This is a genomic window from Streptomyces sp. NPDC034037 (assembly GCF_055575715.1).
The window spans coordinates 200,817-216,711 of the sequence record NZ_JBVISC010000003.1; the positions used below are offsets into that span (position 1 = coordinate 200,817).

Sequence of the window (15,895 nt, forward strand, 5' to 3'; positions counted from 1 at the left end):
TGGCGGCCGCCGGTCCCGGGGCAGGCTGGGCACGTCGAGGCGATCGAACGCGGGAGGGCCCAAGCGATGAGTGCCAGCGGTGAGAGCGGCTACCAGGTCGTGTGCAATGAGGAAGAGCAGTACTCCGTGTGGCGGCTCGATCGGGAGCTGCCGGGCGGCTGGCGGGCGGAAGGCACGTCCGGGACGAAGCAGGAGTGCCTGGACCACATCGACGTGATCTGGACGGACATGCGGCCGCTCAGCCTGCGCCGCCGGATGGCCGAGGCGGCGGGAGCCTCCGCCTGAGCGGCCTCGCGCGGGAACGTGAAGAAGGCGCCTGACCGGGCCAATTGCCCGGTCAGGCGCCTTCTCGTGTCCCGTGAGGGGGACTGGTCCTCGGCCCCCTGGAAGAGCTGGCCGGCAGTCACGGCGAACGCCGTTGCGGTACTAGGGCGTGTTTCGAAAGTAGCGTCGTCCGCCCGCAGGGCGGGCCTGGCGGCGTCTGGTGCGTGCGATCGCAAGGCGGAGGGTCGCCCCGATACTGGTGGTATCGGGGCGACCCCGACAACGCGGCGAGCGTGCGTGCCAGGCGTCGCCAGGCAGACGGGACTTTCGAAACATGCCCTAGGCCACCCGGTCGGGTCACCGTATGCGCGAGCCCCCGCCGCGGTAGGCATGCGGGGGTGCAGACCTTTCTTCCGTACTCCGACTTCACGCGCTCCGCCGCCGTCCTGGACCGGGCCCGTCTGGGCAAGCAGCGGGTCGAGGCCCTCCAGGTGCTGCGCGGGCTGACCGTGCCCGGCTACGGCTGGCGCCACCACCCCGCGGTCCGGATGTGGCTCGGGTACGAGGAGGCCCTGGTCCGCTACGGCCTGGACGTGTGCGCGGTGTGGGTGGCCGAGGGCCGCGCCGACACCTGTGCCGCCACGCTCCGCACGGACTTCGCCCGGCACCGCCCGGAGGCCACCACCGTACGCACGCAGAAGCAGCTCGCCGATGCCGGCGAGCTGCCTGACTGGTTGGGGGACCCCGCCTTCCACCGAAGCCATCGCTCGGCGCTGGTGCGCAAGGCCCCCGAGTTCTACTCCGTGCTCTTCCCCGGTGTCCCCGACGACCTGCCGTACGTGTGGCCGGCCTCCGACCGGGGCGCCGCCTAGGGCGGGACGTCAGTCGGTGGTCAGGCCGGTGCGGAGCCGGGCGACGATCCTGCTGATGAGCCGGGAGACGTGCATCTGCGAGCAGCCGAGGATCTCGCCGATCTGTGCCTGCGTCTTCTCCTCGACGAAGCGCATGTGGATGACCTGGCGGTCGCGTTCGTCCAGCTCGGCGATGAGCGGTGCCAGGGTGTGGAAGTTGTCGACCAGCTCGAAGCGCTCTTCCTCCACCCCGACGAAGTCGGCCAGGGCCGTGTCGGACTCGTCGTCCTTGCCGATGGCCGCGTCCAGCGAGACGGACGTGTAGCCGTTGGAGGCCCGCTGCGCCTCGGCGACCTCGGCGCGGGTGAGCTGCATCAGCTCGGCCAGCTCCGCCGTGGAAGGCGTACGGCCCAGGCGGGTGCGCAGCTCCTCGGTCGCCTTGGACAGCTCGATGCGCGCTTCCTGGAGGCGGCGCGGCACGTGCACGGCCCAGCTCGTGTCGCGGAAGAACCGCTTGATCTCACCGGTGATGTACGGCACGGCGAAGGAGGTGAACTCGACCTCGCGGGTCAGCTCGAACCGGTCGATCGCCTTGATCAGGCCGATGGTGCCGACCTGGACGATGTCCTCCATCTCCTGCGGACCACGGTGCTTGAAACGCGAGGCCGCGTACTGCACCAGGGAGAGGTTCATCTCGATCAGGCAGTTGCGCACGTACTGGTACTCGTGCGTGCCCTCCTCCAGCTCACCCAGCCGGTCGAAGAAGCGCCGGGAGATCGCCCGCGCGTCCTTCGGCGCCACCGACGACGGATCCGCGTACGCACGCTCGGCGACCTTGTCCACTGCGTGTGCGTGAGCCTGCTCCGTGACCGCCATGGTGGCCATGTCCGGGTCCTCTCTTCCACTGGTTTCCTGGGGGTGCTTGCGGGCATCATCTGCCCCGCGATCGGCGCTTCACACAGACAGGACGAGCGAATTTCCGAAACACGGTCAGTTTCCCACCCGGCAGGTCGCGCCTTGCTGCCCAGCAGCCCGCGCCGCGCCTGACGGGCGGCCCGCCGGCGTCGACTCACTGTAGGGCCCTCCCGTCACGGCCGGGACGCCGGGGGCCACCGGCCACTGCCCGGAGTCAACGCCCGGGACGGCCACCGTCCTGCGGACCCGCTCCGTCCAGTACCTCCCGCAGTCGCCGCGCGAACTCGTCCGGTTTCCCGGGATAGCCGAACTCCCCGTCGCAGAAACCGCCGTGGTGGCTCGGGAAGACGGTCGCCCGCTGTCCGAGCAGCTCGGCGGTCGCGACAGACGTGCGTCCGGTCTGTACGCGCTCGGACTCCTCGCCCACGGCGATCACGACGCGGGTCGGCGCGGCGGCGAGCGCCTCGACCTCCGGCCGGTAGTCGCTGACCGCCCATGAGCGGTCGCACAGCAGCGGGTCGTCACGCGACCCGTCGTCCTCGGTGGGCATCCCGAAAGCGGCGGGATCGGCCGGCGGCCGCGCGAAGTACGCGTCGGTGAACTCGCCCTCCCACGAGGTCATGGCGACGAACGCGGCCATCCCCGCTCCCCACCCCCGCTGCTCGTACGCCTCCCGGACACCGGCCCGCGCCCGCACGGCCGCCGGGCCGTCCGGGGTGAGGGTGATGAGCGGCGGCTCGTGCGCGACCAGGGTGGTCACGTCCTTGGGGTACTTCGCCACGAGCGCGAGGGCGGTGACCGCTCCGCCGCTGCTGGCGAACATCTCCACCGGCCCGGCCCCGAGTGCCTCGATGAGGGCGTGCACGTCGTCGGCCTGGGTCTGCGGCGTGTGGTCGACGCGGCCGTCCTTGCGGATGCTGCGCCCGAGCCCGCGCGGGTCATAGGTGACGACGGTCCGCTCGGGGAAACGTGCCGCGAGGGCGGCGAAGCCGGAGGCGTCCATGGGCTGCCCGATCATGAACAGCGGCGGGCGTCCGTCCGTGGTCGGCAGCGGCCCGCGAATGTCATGGACGAGGTCAGCGCCGGCTGTCTCAAGTGTGCAGGTCTTCATGCCTCTGTAGACCGGCCCCGTTCCGAAAACTCATCGGCGCGGCGGGCGTGGCGGGCGCGGCTCCGTGCGGCGAGCGCACCTCTGCCCTCAGCGAAGCTGGGAGACCGCGGCGCGCGCTCCGTGTTTGAGTGCGCTGATGAAGATCTTGGTGTTGGGCGGAACGGCGTGGGTGGGCCGCGAGATCTCGCGGCAGGCACTGGAACGCGGGCATCGGGTCACCTGTCTGGCCCGTGGGGAGAGCGGCGGTGTGGCCGAGGGCGCGGTGCTGGTCACCGCGGACCGGCGCGACCCGGCGGCGTACGACGAGGTGGCGGGCCAGGACTGGGACGCCGTGGTCGAGGTGTCGTGGCAGCCGGGCTTCGTCCGCGGGGCACTGGCGCGGCTCGGCGAGCGGGCGCGCCACTGGACGTATGTGTCGTCGGTCAGCGCGTACGCCTCCCATGGGCGGCCGCACGCGGACGAGTCGGCCGAGCTGCTCCCGGCTACCACCCGCGACGAGGTCGGCCACGAGGAGTTCGGTCCGGCCAAGGTGGCCTGCGAGGAGGCCGCGGCGGCCGCGGCGGGGGACCGGCTCCTCGTGGCGCGGGCGGGAATGATCGGCGGCCCCGGCGACCACAGCGGACGCTCCGGCTACTGGGTCGCCCGCGCGGCCCGTGAGCCGCTGGCGCCGCTTCTGGTGCCGGCTTCCGCCGACGTCCCGACGCAGGTGGTCGACGCGCGCGACCTCGCGGCATGGCTGCTGCACTGCGCGGAGAAGGGGACGACCGGGACGTACGACGCGGTCGGCCCGGTCGTGCCGCTCGGGGAGTGGATCGCGCTGTCGCGCCGGATCGGCGGGCACACCGGCCCGGTGCGGGAGGCCGACGACGCCTGGCTGGTCGGACAGGTCGTTGTCCAGGCCATGGGCCCGGAGTCGCTGGCGCTCTGGCTGGCCGACCCGGACTGGACCGGCTTCGGCGCTCGCGAGGGCGCCGCGGCGAGCGCGGCGGGCCTGCGGCACCGCTCCCGGGCGCAGATGCTGGCGGACACCCTGGGTTGGGAGCGGGAGCAGGGACTTGACCGGACCCGCCGGGCGGGCCTCAGCGGCGAGCGCGAGCGCCAACTCCTGCGGGCGCTGGGCTGATACACCCCCTCCCCCACCGACCGGGGGGGGGAGGACCGTCGGCGACGCGGGCGGCCCGAGGCCGTCTGGGCCTGCCCGCGCCGCCGACGGGAACGCTCTCACGGCCGACGGACCGCGCGGCTCACCCGGTGTGGATCTCCAAGGCCGTGCGCACGGCGGACTCCAGGGCGCCCTCGATCCACGCCGGTTTGACGGACGTGTGGTCGCCGGCGAAGTGCAACGGCCCCTCGGCCACCGGGATGGCGGGCAGCAGCTCGGTGTGCTGGCCGGGCAGGAGCACGGACGCCTCCCCATAGGCGTAGGGGTCGCGCAGCCAGCTCTGGGTGCGGCCCGCGCCGGTGTAGAAGACCTCGATGCGCTGGCCGTAGACCTGCTGGAGGCCGCACAGCGCGTAGGGGTAGCGCGCGTCGTCGTCCAGCGAGTCCCAGCGCCGCGCGTCGTCCGCCCAGCTGTAGGAGGCCAGGACCACGCCTCCCGCGCTGCCCGGGACCGGGTGGGAGGGGTGGAACATGAACCGGTTGGCGTTGTCCGACACCGAGCCGCCGCCCGTGACGTCGACCGCCTCCGGCTGTTCGCGGCCGAGCGCGCGGTTGGCGGCGTAGTGGGTGCGCTGGCCCGCCGTGATGTGTCCGTCGGGCACGGAGGGGTGGGCCCCGAGCAGGCCGCCGTCGGCCGTCGCCCGGCCGGTGCGGTAGGCGTCGTACAGACCGGGGTCGATCCGGCGCAGCTCCCGCTTCCAGTCGGCCTCGTCGAACTCCCACCAGCGGCGGCTGAACTCCAGCAGCACCTTGGTCGCGCTGTCGTAGTGCAGTTCGGTGATCGCCCGGCGTTTGCCGTACGACAGGGGCGGGGTCACCTGCACGTGGCGCAGTCCGGAGAACGGCACCGTGACCACGGCGACGTCCGCGGTGAACTGCTCGCGGACGACCGGGCGGCCGCGCCCCTCCGAGACGGTGTCCACCCACACGTGCGGGCCCTTGCCGCGGACGTGCTCGGCGTCCGGTGCGGAGCGCTCGGGGTGGTGGTACTGGATGCGGGTCACCCGGCGGTCGAAGCGCACGTCCTCGCCCACGTGTTCCAGCAGAGCGTCCGGCAGCACGGCGGTGCCGCCCTCCAACTCGTAGAACGGCGTGCTGGGGCTGATGAGGGAGGAGCCGATGAAGCTGTGGATGAAGGACAGCGGAAGGCGGGAGGTGACGTTCTCCAGCGTGCCGATCAGGTCGATGGTCCGTTCGTCGAGACCGGCGTGTTCGGTGAGGAAGCGGAACATCGACCAGTCACCGAACCGCTGCACCACCCGGGCCCAGCCCCGCAGCCGCTCGGCAAGCGGTTTGTCGACGCGGTTGCCGTCGCGGTCGAGGGTGCTGAACTCGTCGCGCACCGGGTCCAGCGCGGAGCGCAGGATCGCGGCGGCCGGGGTGTCCCAGTGGGCGCGGGGAACGCCGAACGAGCGGTTCACGCGTCGGGGCGCGCGAGCGTAGTCGGCGCGCCGCACGCGGATGCCGTTGACGTGGATCCAGGTGCGGTGGGCGGGACGCCCCTCGCTGTCGACGTCCACGTAGTGGAAGCGCCGCTTCTTCAGGTCGAGTTGGTCGATCAGATCCATGACCAGGGGGTGGCTGCCCGGGAGGCGCATCGCGCCCGCCTCGGCGTACTGGCGGGGATCGGCGAAGGGCTGCTCGGCGTTCTCGTGGCCACCGCGGCGGAAGGTCTTGACGCGTCCGCCCGCCCGGTTGCCGTTGGCCTCCAGCACCGTCACGCGGTGGCCGGCCCTCTTCAGCAGCCAGGCGGCCACGAGTCCGGCCGGGCCTGCGCCGACGACCAGGACGTTCTTGGGCCGTGTCCGTCGCTGGGACGGCAGCCCCTTCTTCAGGACCTCCTGGTAGCGCGGGACGAGGGGACGGTCGTCGGAGTCCAGTACGAGCAGTGCGCGGGCCACGGCCAGGCACCGGTCGAAGTCGGCGTTACGTCTGTCGCCCGGGGCGGCCGGCGCGGGCACGGCCGCGGCGGCGGGGCCGGTCAGGGCCGTGGCCACCGTGGCCGTGCCGGCCACCGCCGCGAAGCCCCTGCGGGAGAGCCCGCCGTCTGCACGCAGCACCGCGTGATCTTCAGTCATGGCCGTCTTTGTACAGGTGGCGATGGCCGGGCGTCCTCTTCCGGCCCGGGCATTGCCCCGAAGGAACTAAGCGGCGGCGAACCCTGACGTCACGACGGGGCCCGCCGCGGTGCGCGGACTCCTGAGGCCCGGGAAACCCGAAGGGATGAACGCCGGGTGATCTCCGTCTGCCGCGGCGATCGATCACCCGACACTGCGATATGAGTGTCCACATCCGTGCTCTCCGGCGCCCCGCGCGGTGCCTAGGGCGGGCGGCGCCGACGCGGTCCTGCGAGCGGGCGACGAGGTGGAGGGGGAAGGGTGGCGCAGCGGCGCACTCTGTTCGGTGGCAGGGCCCGGTACTGGTTCGACAGCACGCTGGCCCGCGGCGCCGCCGTGCTCGTCGCCTGGATGGCGCTGCTGTGCCTGGTCATCGTCCTCCCGGCCAGTGCGGTGCTGGCCTGGACCGACCCCGACGTGTCGGCGTCCCTGGCGGGCAGGCTCGCGCAGGTGTGGCGCCACACCGGCAGGACGCTGCGGCTCGGCGGTGCGACGGGCCCCCCGCTGCGGGTGGCGATGTCGGTGCTGCTGGCGCTGGTCACCCTGCTGTACGTCTCGGCCCTCGTCGGCCTGATCACCACGGCGCTGACGGAGCGGCTCACCGCGCTGCGCCGGGGCCGTTCCACCGTGCTCGAAGAAGGGCACGCGGTGGTCCTCGGGTGGTCGGAGCAGGTGTTCACGGTGGTGAGCGAACTGGTGGCCGCCAACGCCAACCAGCGGCGGGCGGCGGTGGTCGTGCTGGCCGACCGGGACAAGACCGTCATGGAGGAGGCCCTGAACACGAAGGTGGGCCCCCTCGGCCGGACGCGGCTGATCTGCCGCAGCGGGCCCACCACCGATCCGGCCGTGCTGCCCCTGACCAACCCGGCCAAGGCCGGTGTGGTGCTGGTCATGCCGCACGACGAGCCCGCCGCCGACGCCGAGGTGGTCAAGACGCTGCTGGCGCTCAGGGCGGCCCTGTCCGAGGCGGCCGACCGGCCGGCCGTCGTCGCCGCCGTCCGGGACGACCGCCATCGGCTGGCCGCCCAACTCGCCGCCGGGCCGGGCGGCGTCATCCTGGAGAGCGACACCGTCACCGCCCGGCTGATCGTCCAGGCCGCGCGCCACCCCGGGCTCTCCCTCGTCCACCAGGAACTCCTCGACTTCGCGGGCGACGAGTTCTACCTGGTCAGCGAGGCGAGCCTGGTCGGCCGCCCGTTCGGCGACGCGCTGCTGTCCTACACCACGTCGAGCGTCGTCGGGGTGATGCGCGGGGAAATGCCCCTGCTCAACCCGGCGCCGGAGACGCTCATCGCTCCGGACGACCTGCTCATCGTCGTCTCCCGTGACGACGACACGGTCTGGCTCGACGACTGCGCCGAGCTGGTCGAGGAGGCGGTCATGGCGTCCGGCCCCCCGACTCCCGCGCGGGCGGAGCGGGTTCTCCTCCTGGGCTGGAACCGCCGGGCGCCGCTCATGGTCGACCAGCTGCGACGCCGCTCCCGGCCCGGATCGGCCGTCGACGTGGTGACCGACCACGGCGAGGCGACCGTACGGCAGGTGAACGAGGCCGACACGGACAGCGGCAACGAGCTGAGCCTGACCCTGCACCACGGGGATGTCACCCGCCCCGAGACGCTGCGCCGCCTGGACGTCTGCTCCTACGACAGCGTGATCGTGCTCGGCCGGGACCCCGCTCCCGGCCCGTCGCCGGACGACCCCGACAACCGCACGCTCGTCACCCTCCTGCTGCTGCGTCAACTGGAGGAGACGACCGGGCGCGAACTGCCGGTCGTCACCGAGCTGGTCGACGACCGCAACCGGGCGCTGGCCCCCATCGGCCCCGGCGCCGACGTGATCATCAGTGGCAAGCTCATCGGTCTGCTCATGGCACAGATCTCCCAGAATCGGCACCTGGCAGCGGTGTTCGAGGAGCTGTTCTCGGCCGACGGCACCGGCGTCCGCCTGCGGCCCGCCACCGACTATGTGCTGCCGGGGAGCGAGACGTCCTTCGCCACGGTCGTGGCGGCGGCCCGGCGGCGTCAGGAGTGCGCCATCGGCTACCGGACGCACGGCGACCCGTCGATGAGCCTCGGCTACGGGGTGCGGATCAACCCGTCCAAGCACGAGCGGCGCCGCTGGACGGACGAGGACGAAGTGGTCGTCATCGGCAGGGACTGACGGCCGGCCCCACGGCGCGCGGCACGCGGTCCGGCGCACGCGGTCCGGCGTGTGCCGTCCCGCGTGCGGCCCACGTCCGTGGGGTCAGTCCTTGTCGACGTGTTCCCGCAGGATCTTGCGGTTGGTCGCGTCGATGTCGAACGTCGTCTTGTTCCAGTCCTCGGTCGTCACGACGTCGACGGACCACTTCGGCGCGCCGCCGTCCGTGTCGTCGAGTTCCACGGAACTGACGGTGCCCTTGGTCTTGTCGGTGGCGGTCCGGGCGGCCTGCTCCGCGGTGACGGTGGCCTTTTTCAGCAGGTCGGCCAGTTCCCGCTTGTCGTCGGCGTCCTGGTCCGCGTCCGCCCGGGCCTTGCCGGCCTTGCCGGTGACCGCGTCGACGTCCAGCAGGTGCTTGGCGCCGTCGCCCGTCGCCACCTCGGCCTCCCACCGGGGAGTCTCCGGCGGCCCCTTGAGTTCGATGGAGACCGGCTTGGAGCCGTCCACCGCGCCCACCGCGGTGCGCAGGGCCTCCTCGTGGCCCGTCTTCACCTTCGGGACGAGCGCCTTGCGCTCGTCCTGGTCCTCGGTCAGGGGGGAGCCGCTCCCCGAGACGGAGGAGGTGACGGCGGCTGCCCGCGCGGTGGCCGCGTCGCTCTTCGTGTCGTTTCCGTCGTCGTCGCCGCACCCGGTGAGCAGGGCCGCCGCCGCGGCCGCCGCGCACACCAGTCCGGCGCCGCGCACGACCGGCAGACGCCGATGCCTCTGACGGGAGTCTCTGTCTGTGGTGATCATGGGGGCACGTTAAGCGACATGGAGCGCAGATGCTCGCAAAAGGGGCGCCAGACGAGGGATGTGCACCGGCAGAGGGACCGGGTCTACCACCAATAGGCGGGGTAGCGGGGGCTGCCGGGGCGTACCCGTGAGGCGGCCCAGCCGGTCGCGACGAGCAGGACGGCCGACCCCAGGAACAGCGGTACGAAGGTCCAGGGCGCCGGCGCGTGCAGGACGATCACCACGGCGGTCGCACACGCGGGCGAGTGCGGAGTGCGGGCCACCGTCATCACGGCCAGGCCGATCCCGGCCGCTACCGCCGCCGCCCACGGTGAACCGCCCGCGAGGCCGAGCACCCCGTATCCGACACCGGCGCACAGCAGGTGGCCGACGACCACGCTGCGCGGCTGGGCCAGCGGCAGCCCGGGCGCACCGTGGATGATCGCGGCCGACGCCGCGAGCGGGGGTATCAGCACGGGCTCGTGGAGGAGCGAGCCGACGGCGACCAGGGCCAGCAGGACGGCGGTGACGGCGCCGGCGCTGTGGGCGGCGGTGCGCGGCGGGGGCGGGGCCGGGGCGCGGCCCGCGAGGCGGTCGAGGACGCGGGGCCCGGCAGGCGAAAGCGGCGCCTCTATGGCTTCATCGATGCTCAAGGAAGTGATCTTTTTCGGGGCTCGGCCGTCAGGGGAGCCCCGCGCGGCAGGTGAGGACAAGGGCACTCGCCGGCAATTCTATCCGGCGCCCTTTCGTCGCCGCAGGTCAGGGGTGCCGTCGGCCGCTCTCAGGTCAGGGCCGCGAGTTCCTCCGGAGTACGCGGCCCCTCCCCCGCTCCGGCCGGGAGCCCGTACGCCCGCAACAGCTCCGCGACGGCGATGCCCCACGGCAGGCGCAGCCCCGCCTGGGCCAGCAGGTCCCGGCGGGCCAGCATCTCCGCCACCGGGCCGGTGCGTACGCCCGAGGGCGTCAGCAGTGCCGCGTCGTCCGCCCAACGCAGGGCCAGGTCCACGTCGTGGGTGGCCATGACCACGGTGGTCCCCGTGTCCCGCAGGCCCTGGAGGGTGACGAGCAGGCGCTCCTGGCCGTCGGGGTCGAGGCCCGCCGTCGGTTCGTCGAGGATCAGCAGGCGGGGGCGCATCGCCACGGCGCCCGCGATCGCGGTCCGTTTGCGCTGGCCGTAGGAGAGGAGATGGGTGGGGCGGTCGGCCAGGGCGCTGATGTCGAGGGCCGCGAGCGCCTCGGCGACGCGCGCGCGGACCTCGGTGTCGGGCAGGCCGAGGTTCAGCGGCCCGAAGGACACGTCCTGTTCGACCGAGGCGGCGAACAGCTGGTCGTCCGGGTCCTGGACGACCAGCTGAACGGTGGTCCGCAACCGCGTCAGGCCCTTGCGGTCGTACGTGACCGGGGTGCCGTCGGCCGTCAGGTGACCGGTGTCCGGTCGCAGGCCGCCGCTCAGCAGCCGCATGAGGGTCGTCTTGCCGCTGCCGTTGCGCCCGAGCAGCACGAGTGCCCTGCCCTCGGTGACGTCGAAGTCCAGGTCGCTGAGGACGGCCGGCCCGTCCTCGTACGCGTAGGAGGCACCGCGCAGCACCAGCAGGGGCTCGCTCATCCAAGAAGCCTTTCCATGACGAAGGTGAGGGCGGTCAGGGCCGCCAGGAGTGCCACGCCCGCTCCCACGAACCGCCGCGAGACGCGGGCCTCGGGCACGAGCACCCGCAAGGTGCCGTCGTAGCCGCGTCCGGCGAGTCCGCCGTGCAGCCGGCTCGCCCGGTCGAAGGCCCGCACGAACGACGTGGCGCCCAGACCCGCGAGGGAGCGCCAGGTGGCGGCCCGTGTGGTGTGGCCGAGGCGTGCCGCCTGCGCCTGGCGGATGCGGGTCATGGCGTCCAGGAGCAGGAAGCTCATCCGGTAGGTCACCAGGGCGACGTCCACGACGGGCGCCGGGATGCCCGCCTTGACCAGGCGGGGCAGCAGATCCGACATGGGGGTGGTGAAGGCGAACAGGAGCACGCCGAGCGAGGCCGCCGAGGTGCGCAGGAGCAGGCCTCCCGCCCGCGCGGGCCCCGACTCCGCGAGGGTGACGAACCCGTCGGGGCCGCCGAGCTGGACGAGCAGGGTCAGCGCTCCGGTGACGCAGAAGCCGAGCGGTACACGGTAGGCGCGCCACAGTTTGCGCGGCGGCACCCCCGCCGGGCCGAGCAGCAGGACGAGCGCGGTGGCCGCGACCAGGGCGGCGCCCGGCCAGGGCGGCAGGGAGATCGCGAGGAGGGTGAGGCCGAGCCCGAGCACGGCCTTGTCCACGGGGTGGCGGCGGCGCCAGCGACTGCTGTGCGCCGCCACGTCGATGGGCAGCACTGGCGGTCAGAGCTGCCCGGGCCCGGGCTCGGCGCCCTCGTCCCCCGGGGGCTGCCCGGCGTGCGCCTCCTGCGCCTGCCGGCGTTCGGCGCCCTGCCTGCGGCCCTTGCGCAGACCGAAGTAGTACGCGAGGACGCCGGCGCCGAGGGCCGCCTGGAGGGCGAAGAGCGCGGATTCGATGTCGCCGGAGGGCGGCTCGTACAGGGGCGAGAACCACGGTTTGTAGTCCGGCTCGATCTCGGTGATCGCCGTCTCGGCCTGGGCGTCGGCACCGGTGAACGGTTCCTTTTTGTGGTCGCCGAGCCCGAGCGCCAGGGGCAGCACCGCGAGCGCCGCCACGACCACGAGCAGCAAGATGTTGATCTTCGTGTTCCGGCTCATCAGGCGCTGGCCTCCCTGTGCGTCTCCTGCGTCTGCTGCGTCTCCTGCGTCTGCTGCTTCGCGGGGGTCTCGTGCGGCGTAGTGGGCCGCTTGCCCTGCGGCAGCACCCCGAGCCGCGCGAGTTCGCCCCGGCTGGACTGCACGAGCAGCCGCATGACCAGGACGGTGAGCAGCCCCTCGCTGACGGCGAGGGGGATCTGCGTGACGGCGAAGATCCCGCCGAACTTGCCCAGCGCGCCGAGGAAGCCGCTGCCGGGGTCCGGGAACGCCAGGGCCAGCTGGACGCTGGTGACGCAGTACGTGGACAGGTCGGCGACGAAGGCACCGAAGAACACGGCGGCCATCAGCGGTACGTCGAACCGCCTGAGCAGCCGGTAGACGGCGTATCCGGCCCACGGCCCGACGATCGCCATGGAGAACACGTTGGCGCCCAGGGTGGTGAGCCCGCCGTGGGCGAGCAGCAGGGCCTGGAACAGCAGCGTGATGGTGCCGAGCACCGCCATGATCGGCGGCCGGAACAGGATCGCGCCCAGTCCGGTGCCCGTCGGATGCGAGCAACTGCCCGTCACGGACGGAATCTTCAGGGCGGAGAGAACAAAGGTGAAGGCCCCGGCGGCTCCCAGGAGCAGGGTGCTCTCGGGGTGTTCCTTGACCTCACGGGTCAGACGACGGACTCCGTGGACGACGAACGGCGCGGACGCTACGCCCCAGGCGATCGCGTGCGCCGGCGGGAGGAAACCCTCGGCTATGTGCATGGCTCAGCAGACCCTCTCCAGCACCTCGTGGATGGACAACGTGCCTTGGCCGGTCTCCTGGCTGACGGGTCGTACCGACCGGACTCCGCCTTCCCGGGCACGTGTGTGCCCAGTGGCTGCCGCGAGGGCTGGAGCCGGACTTCCCGATCACAGTGGCGAGGGCCGCACCGGCATCACACCGGATTTCCCGTTCACCAAGGCGTGGTGACATTAGTGCGCGACGGAGGGGCCTGACAACTTGCCCGGGCGATTCCGATCGTGGTCAGACGTGCCCGGCACCCTGCGGGAACGGCCCCACGAGGGCTCCCGGTTCGCTCCAGCAACGCCCGTGCGGCGGGTCGGCAACACGAAGCGCGGCGGTCACTCGATCGTGAGTTCCGGCCGGGCCGCGCCCGGCGTGCGGTCATCCTGTGAGCGGCGACACGAGACGGCCGCCGGGCGGACGTGCCCCGGCGGAATGTGCTTCAGGGGGACATGTCATGACGCGGGAAGCGAGCCGCATCGTCGGCCTCGGTGAACGGGCGGTGCTGCTGGCGGCGGGGCTGGCCGACCTCGGGGTCAGCACGCTGGGCACGGCGGTGGGGACGGTACGAGGGCTGCTGCACCGCTCGGACGCGGCGGACCTGGCGGCGGACGCCGAGCACGATCTGCTGGTGCGCGGGCGCCTGGTGCGGGACCGGTACGCGGCGGTGCCTCCGGCCCACCTGGAGATCCTGGCCCGGCGCGCGCTGGCTCGGCGGGCCGCCGATGGCCTCTGACCTGTGGGAACCCGCACGGTTCAAGGACCGTGTCGACGCGGTGCTGCGTGCGTTCGTCGGCCAGGAGGCCGAACGCTTCGCGGACGTCGATCCGCTTCTCCATCCGGTGGCCGAGCAGCTGGAGGCGGCCGTCGCGGACGGCAAGCGGCTGCGGGCGGCCTTCTGCTACTGGGGCTGGCGCGGGGTGGGCCAGCCCGACAGTGACGCGCTGGTGCGGGCGGCGGCCTCGATGGAGCTGGTGCACGCCGCCGCGGTCGTGCACGACGACCTCATCGACGACAGCCCGTTGCGGCACGGCCGCCCCACCGCCCAGGTGGCCCTGCGGGACTGTGTGCCCGACCGTCCCCGCGCGTCGGCCGACGGCAGGTCGCTGGCGATGCTGGTGGGCGATCTGCTGATGGGGCTGGCCGGGCAGCTGTTCGCCGCCAGCGGTCTGCCCGCCGCCTATCTGGCCCGGGCCCGCCCCCTGTGGTCGGCGCTGGCCCGGGAGCTGATCGCGGGCGAGTGCCTGGAGATCCTGCGCACCGGAGCCGACCCCGACACCACGGCCTCGCTGAAGGTGATCCGGTACAAGACCGCCAAGTACACCGTCGAGCAGCCCCTGTTGATCGGCGGGGCGCTGGCGGGTGCGGCCGGCCGGCTGCGTGCGGGCTATACCGCGTACGGCCTGCCGTTGGGCGAGGCGTTCCAGTTGCGCGACGACCTGCTCGGCCTGTTCGGCGACCCCGAGCACACCGGCAAGGCCAACGCCGACGACGTGCGCGGGCACCGGCCGACGGCCCTGTTGGCCGAGACCTGGCGCCTGGCCGGACCCGGTCAACGGGATCAGCTGCGTGCCCTGCTGGACCGGCCCGATCCGGACGCGGCGGATCTGGACGCCGTACGCGAGGTGATGTGCGCGCTCGGGGCGCCCGACCGTGTCGAGGACATGATCTCCGTCCGGGTCGAGGAGGCCCTGGACGCCCTGCACGAGGCGGACCTGCCGACACCCGCCGCCAAGGCCTTGACCGACCTGGCGCACGCGGCGGCGGCCCGCCTGTCCTGAACCCCGCGCGGGACGGCACCCACCGGCCGCGGTGGCCACCCGGTCCTCGGCCCCTCCCCCTCGGCCGTGGCCGTCACCTTGGAAGACGAGGAGCCCTGTCATGCTGTACACCGAGGCATCGATGAACGCCTTGCGCGAACCCGGGGACGAACTGGCCGATGCCACCGTCGCCACGCTCTTCGAGCGCGGGGAGGTCGGCAAGTTCAACACGTTGATGCGGTACGTCTCCACCGCCGGCTCTCCCCTGCCGGACGGGCTGCCGGACGTCGCCAGAGAATATCTGGCGGCCACCAGCCATCCCCCGTCGTGGGTGGACTGGAGCGAGATGGAGAAGGCCCGGCTGTTCTTCATCGACAACAACGTGCACATCTCCACCGCCCTGTCCTTCGCCTCCATGCCCGCCTGCTACGTCGTGCCGGTCGTGGCGAAGCTGCTGTCGACGACCCACGGACTGGCGTACCCCTCCAGGCGGATGGCGGAGACGGGCCAGTTCACCGTCTACCTGATGCGGCCCGACGCCTTCGAGGCGGGCAGCCGCTTCATCCCGGCCGCGCAGAAGGTCCGTCTGCTGCACGCCTCCATCCGGCATCACCTCAAGCGGGAGAACCGCTGGGACACCGAGGCGTTCGGGACGCCGATCTGCCAGGAGGACATGATCGGCGGGCAGATGTTCTTCTCGCTGCTCGTGCTGGACAGCCTGCACCGGCTGAACATCCATATGTCGACAGAGGGCGCCGAGGCGTACTACTACGCGTGGCGTGTGGTCGGGGCGATGCTCGGCATCGACCAGGACGCCGTCCCGAAGACGCTCGACGAGGCCCGCCAATTCCTCGACCTGTACATGATCCGTCACATGGGGCCCTCCGCGGAAGGCGTCCATCTGACCCGGCAGCTCATCGACCTGTACGAGGAGGTCGTGCCCGGCACCTTCTTCGACCCGATCGTCTCCGCCCTCATCCGCCACCTCGTCGGGGACACCTGCGCCGACTGGCTGGGCGTGCCGAGCACCGCGTGGGACACCGTGGTGAAGGCCGTGCCCCACCTCCTCGGGGTGCTGGAGACGATCGAGGACCGCTCGCCGCTGGGCGCCTGGGCGCTGGACCGCCTCGGCAGCCTCACCGCGGCCCTGGAGCTGTCCTCCCTCACCCGCGGGCGTGTCATGCACTACGCCATCCCGGAAGACCTCAGGAAGGAGTACGGCGTCTCCGCCACCGTGCCCCGCGCCGGCCGGTGGACCCCGCCGCCGTCCACGGTCTCCTGATCGGGCCCCGG

At 72.6% G+C, this 15,895-nt stretch carries 16 protein-coding genes and 1 riboswitch; of the genes, 7 read left to right on the top strand and 9 right to left on the bottom strand.

What is annotated here, in order from left to right; all coding sequences use genetic code 11:
- Positions 1–66: 66 nt before the first annotated feature.
- On the top strand, positions 67–285 hold the full coding sequence (locus ACZ516_RS11445) for an MbtH family protein (protein WP_358589972.1): 219 nt from the start codon (positions 67–69) through the stop codon (positions 283–285).
- 377 nt (positions 286–662) lie between these two features.
- Positions 663–1,136 (top strand): MSMEG_6728 family protein, encoded by a 474-nt coding sequence (locus ACZ516_RS11450; RefSeq protein ID WP_469009801.1) that lies wholly within the window; start codon positions 663–665, stop codon positions 1,134–1,136.
- A 9-nt stretch (positions 1,137–1,145) separates the two neighbouring features.
- Here ACZ516_RS11450 and ACZ516_RS11455 read toward each other — a convergent pair whose 3' ends face one another.
- Together ACZ516_RS11455 and ACZ516_RS11460 are read right to left on the bottom strand one after the other, a co-directional pair.
- Positions 1,146–1,991, bottom strand: a complete 846-nt coding sequence (locus ACZ516_RS11455) for an RNA polymerase sigma factor SigF (protein ID WP_469010454.1) — start codon at positions 1,989–1,991, stop codon at positions 1,146–1,148.
- Positions 1,992–2,244: 253 nt separating this feature from the next.
- Positions 2,245–3,141: an alpha/beta fold hydrolase gene (locus ACZ516_RS11460; protein ID WP_361084886.1), complete on the bottom strand. Its 897-nt coding sequence runs from the start codon at positions 3,139–3,141 to the stop codon at positions 2,245–2,247.
- Between the two features lie 136 nt (positions 3,142–3,277).
- Between ACZ516_RS11460 and ACZ516_RS11465 the strand changes: the two genes are divergently transcribed.
- Positions 3,278–4,264, top strand: a complete 987-nt coding sequence (locus tag ACZ516_RS11465) for an NAD-dependent epimerase/dehydratase family protein (RefSeq protein WP_469009803.1) — start codon at positions 3,278–3,280, stop codon at positions 4,262–4,264.
- Between the two features lie 121 nt (positions 4,265–4,385).
- On the opposite strand, the gene ACZ516_RS11470 is transcribed toward ACZ516_RS11465, so the two are convergent.
- A complete protein-coding gene (locus ACZ516_RS11470; protein WP_469009804.1) occupies positions 4,386–6,380 on the bottom strand; it encodes a flavin monoamine oxidase family protein in 1,995 nt (664 codons plus the stop codon).
- Positions 6,381–6,680: 300 nt separating this feature from the next.
- Here ACZ516_RS11470 and ACZ516_RS11475 point away from each other — a divergent pair, with 300 nt between their 5' ends.
- Positions 6,681–8,579, top strand: coding sequence for a CASTOR/POLLUX-related putative ion channel (locus tag ACZ516_RS11475; protein WP_469009806.1), 1,899 nt, complete (start codon positions 6,681–6,683; stop codon positions 8,577–8,579).
- An 84-nt stretch (positions 8,580–8,663) separates the two neighbouring features.
- Here the strand turns inward: ACZ516_RS11475 and ACZ516_RS11480 are convergent, their stop codons facing one another.
- The 6 genes from ACZ516_RS11480 to ACZ516_RS11505 all read right to left on the bottom strand — a co-directional run bounded on the left by ACZ516_RS11480 (position 8,664) and on the right by ACZ516_RS11505 (position 12,820).
- Positions 8,664–9,353, bottom strand: coding sequence for a PepSY domain-containing protein (locus ACZ516_RS11480; RefSeq protein ID WP_469009808.1), 690 nt, complete (start codon positions 9,351–9,353; stop codon positions 8,664–8,666).
- 83 nt (positions 9,354–9,436) lie between these two features.
- Positions 9,437–9,985, bottom strand: coding sequence for an HPP family protein (locus ACZ516_RS11485; protein WP_469009810.1), 549 nt, complete (start codon positions 9,983–9,985; stop codon positions 9,437–9,439).
- A gap of 128 nt (positions 9,986–10,113) precedes the next feature.
- A complete protein-coding gene (locus ACZ516_RS11490) occupies positions 10,114–10,938 on the bottom strand; it encodes an energy-coupling factor ABC transporter ATP-binding protein (RefSeq protein WP_469009811.1) in 825 nt (274 codons plus the stop codon).
- Positions 10,935–11,684 carry a cobalt ECF transporter T component CbiQ gene (gene cbiQ, locus ACZ516_RS11495; RefSeq protein ID WP_358909782.1) on the bottom strand — a complete coding sequence of 250 codons (750 nt, stop codon included), beginning with the start codon at positions 11,682–11,684 and terminating at the stop codon, positions 10,935–10,937. Before cbiQ ends, ACZ516_RS11490 begins: the two co-directional genes overlap by 4 nt.
- A gap of 6 nt (positions 11,685–11,690) precedes the next feature.
- Positions 11,691–12,065 (bottom strand): energy-coupling factor ABC transporter substrate-binding protein, encoded by a 375-nt coding sequence (locus tag ACZ516_RS11500; protein ID WP_469009813.1) that lies wholly within the window; start codon positions 12,063–12,065, stop codon positions 11,691–11,693.
- Positions 12,065–12,820, bottom strand: a complete 756-nt coding sequence (locus ACZ516_RS11505) for an energy-coupling factor ABC transporter permease (RefSeq protein WP_469009815.1) — start codon at positions 12,818–12,820, stop codon at positions 12,065–12,067. The genes ACZ516_RS11500 and ACZ516_RS11505 overlap by 1 nt, the downstream gene beginning before the upstream one ends.
- 30 nt (positions 12,821–12,850) lie before the next feature.
- A riboswitch (cobalamin riboswitch) is annotated at positions 12,851–13,034 on the bottom strand.
- 265 nt (positions 13,035–13,299) lie between these two features.
- On the opposite strand from ACZ516_RS11505, the gene ACZ516_RS11510 reads away from it, so the two are divergent.
- The 3 genes from ACZ516_RS11510 to ACZ516_RS11520 all read left to right on the top strand — a co-directional run bounded on the left by ACZ516_RS11510 (position 13,300) and on the right by ACZ516_RS11520 (position 15,884).
- Complete coding sequence (locus ACZ516_RS11510; RefSeq protein WP_469009816.1) at positions 13,300–13,578, top strand: polyprenyl synthetase; 279 nt, start codon at positions 13,300–13,302, stop codon at positions 13,576–13,578.
- Complete coding sequence (locus tag ACZ516_RS11515; RefSeq protein ID WP_469009818.1) at positions 13,568–14,623, top strand: polyprenyl synthetase family protein; 1,056 nt, start codon at positions 13,568–13,570, stop codon at positions 14,621–14,623. The genes ACZ516_RS11510 and ACZ516_RS11515 overlap by 11 nt, the downstream gene beginning before the upstream one ends.
- Before the next feature lie 100 nt (positions 14,624–14,723).
- Positions 14,724–15,884 (top strand): oxygenase MpaB family protein, encoded by a 1,161-nt coding sequence (locus tag ACZ516_RS11520; RefSeq protein ID WP_469009819.1) that lies wholly within the window; start codon positions 14,724–14,726, stop codon positions 15,882–15,884.
- Positions 15,885–15,895: the final 11 nt, after the last annotated feature.

Excerpts from the sequence above, each read along its gene's own strand:
- ACZ516_RS11465 (WP_469009803.1), top strand. The coding sequence starts at position 3,278 with ATGAAGATCTTGGTGTTGGGCGGAACGGCGTGGGTGGGCCGCGAGATC.
- ACZ516_RS11460 (WP_361084886.1), bottom strand. The coding sequence starts at position 3,141 with ATGAAGACCTGCACACTTGAGACAGCCGGCGCTGACCTCGTCCATGAC.
- ACZ516_RS11515 (WP_469009818.1), top strand. The coding sequence starts at position 13,568 with ATGGCCTCTGACCTGTGGGAACCCGCACGGTTCAAGGACCGTGTCGAC.
- ACZ516_RS11500 (WP_469009813.1), bottom strand. The coding sequence starts at position 12,065 with ATGAGCCGGAACACGAAGATCAACATCTTGCTGCTCGTGGTCGTGGCG.
- ACZ516_RS11520 (WP_469009819.1), top strand. The coding sequence starts at position 14,724 with ATGCTGTACACCGAGGCATCGATGAACGCCTTGCGCGAACCCGGGGAC.
- ACZ516_RS11505 (WP_469009815.1), bottom strand. The coding sequence starts at position 12,820 with ATGCACATAGCCGAGGGTTTCCTCCCGCCGGCGCACGCGATCGCCTGG.
- ACZ516_RS11510 (WP_469009816.1), top strand. The coding sequence starts at position 13,300 with ATGACGCGGGAAGCGAGCCGCATCGTCGGCCTCGGTGAACGGGCGGTG.
- ACZ516_RS11490 (WP_469009811.1), bottom strand. The coding sequence starts at position 10,938 with ATGAGCGAGCCCCTGCTGGTGCTGCGCGGTGCCTCCTACGCGTACGAG.
- ACZ516_RS11445 (WP_358589972.1), top strand. The coding sequence starts at position 67 with ATGAGTGCCAGCGGTGAGAGCGGCTACCAGGTCGTGTGCAATGAGGAA.
- ACZ516_RS11455 (WP_469010454.1), bottom strand. The coding sequence starts at position 1,991 with ATGGCGGTCACGGAGCAGGCTCACGCACACGCAGTGGACAAGGTCGCC.
- ACZ516_RS11480 (WP_469009808.1), bottom strand. The coding sequence starts at position 9,353 with ATGATCACCACAGACAGAGACTCCCGTCAGAGGCATCGGCGTCTGCCG.
- ACZ516_RS11470 (WP_469009804.1), bottom strand. The coding sequence starts at position 6,380 with ATGACTGAAGATCACGCGGTGCTGCGTGCAGACGGCGGGCTCTCCCGC.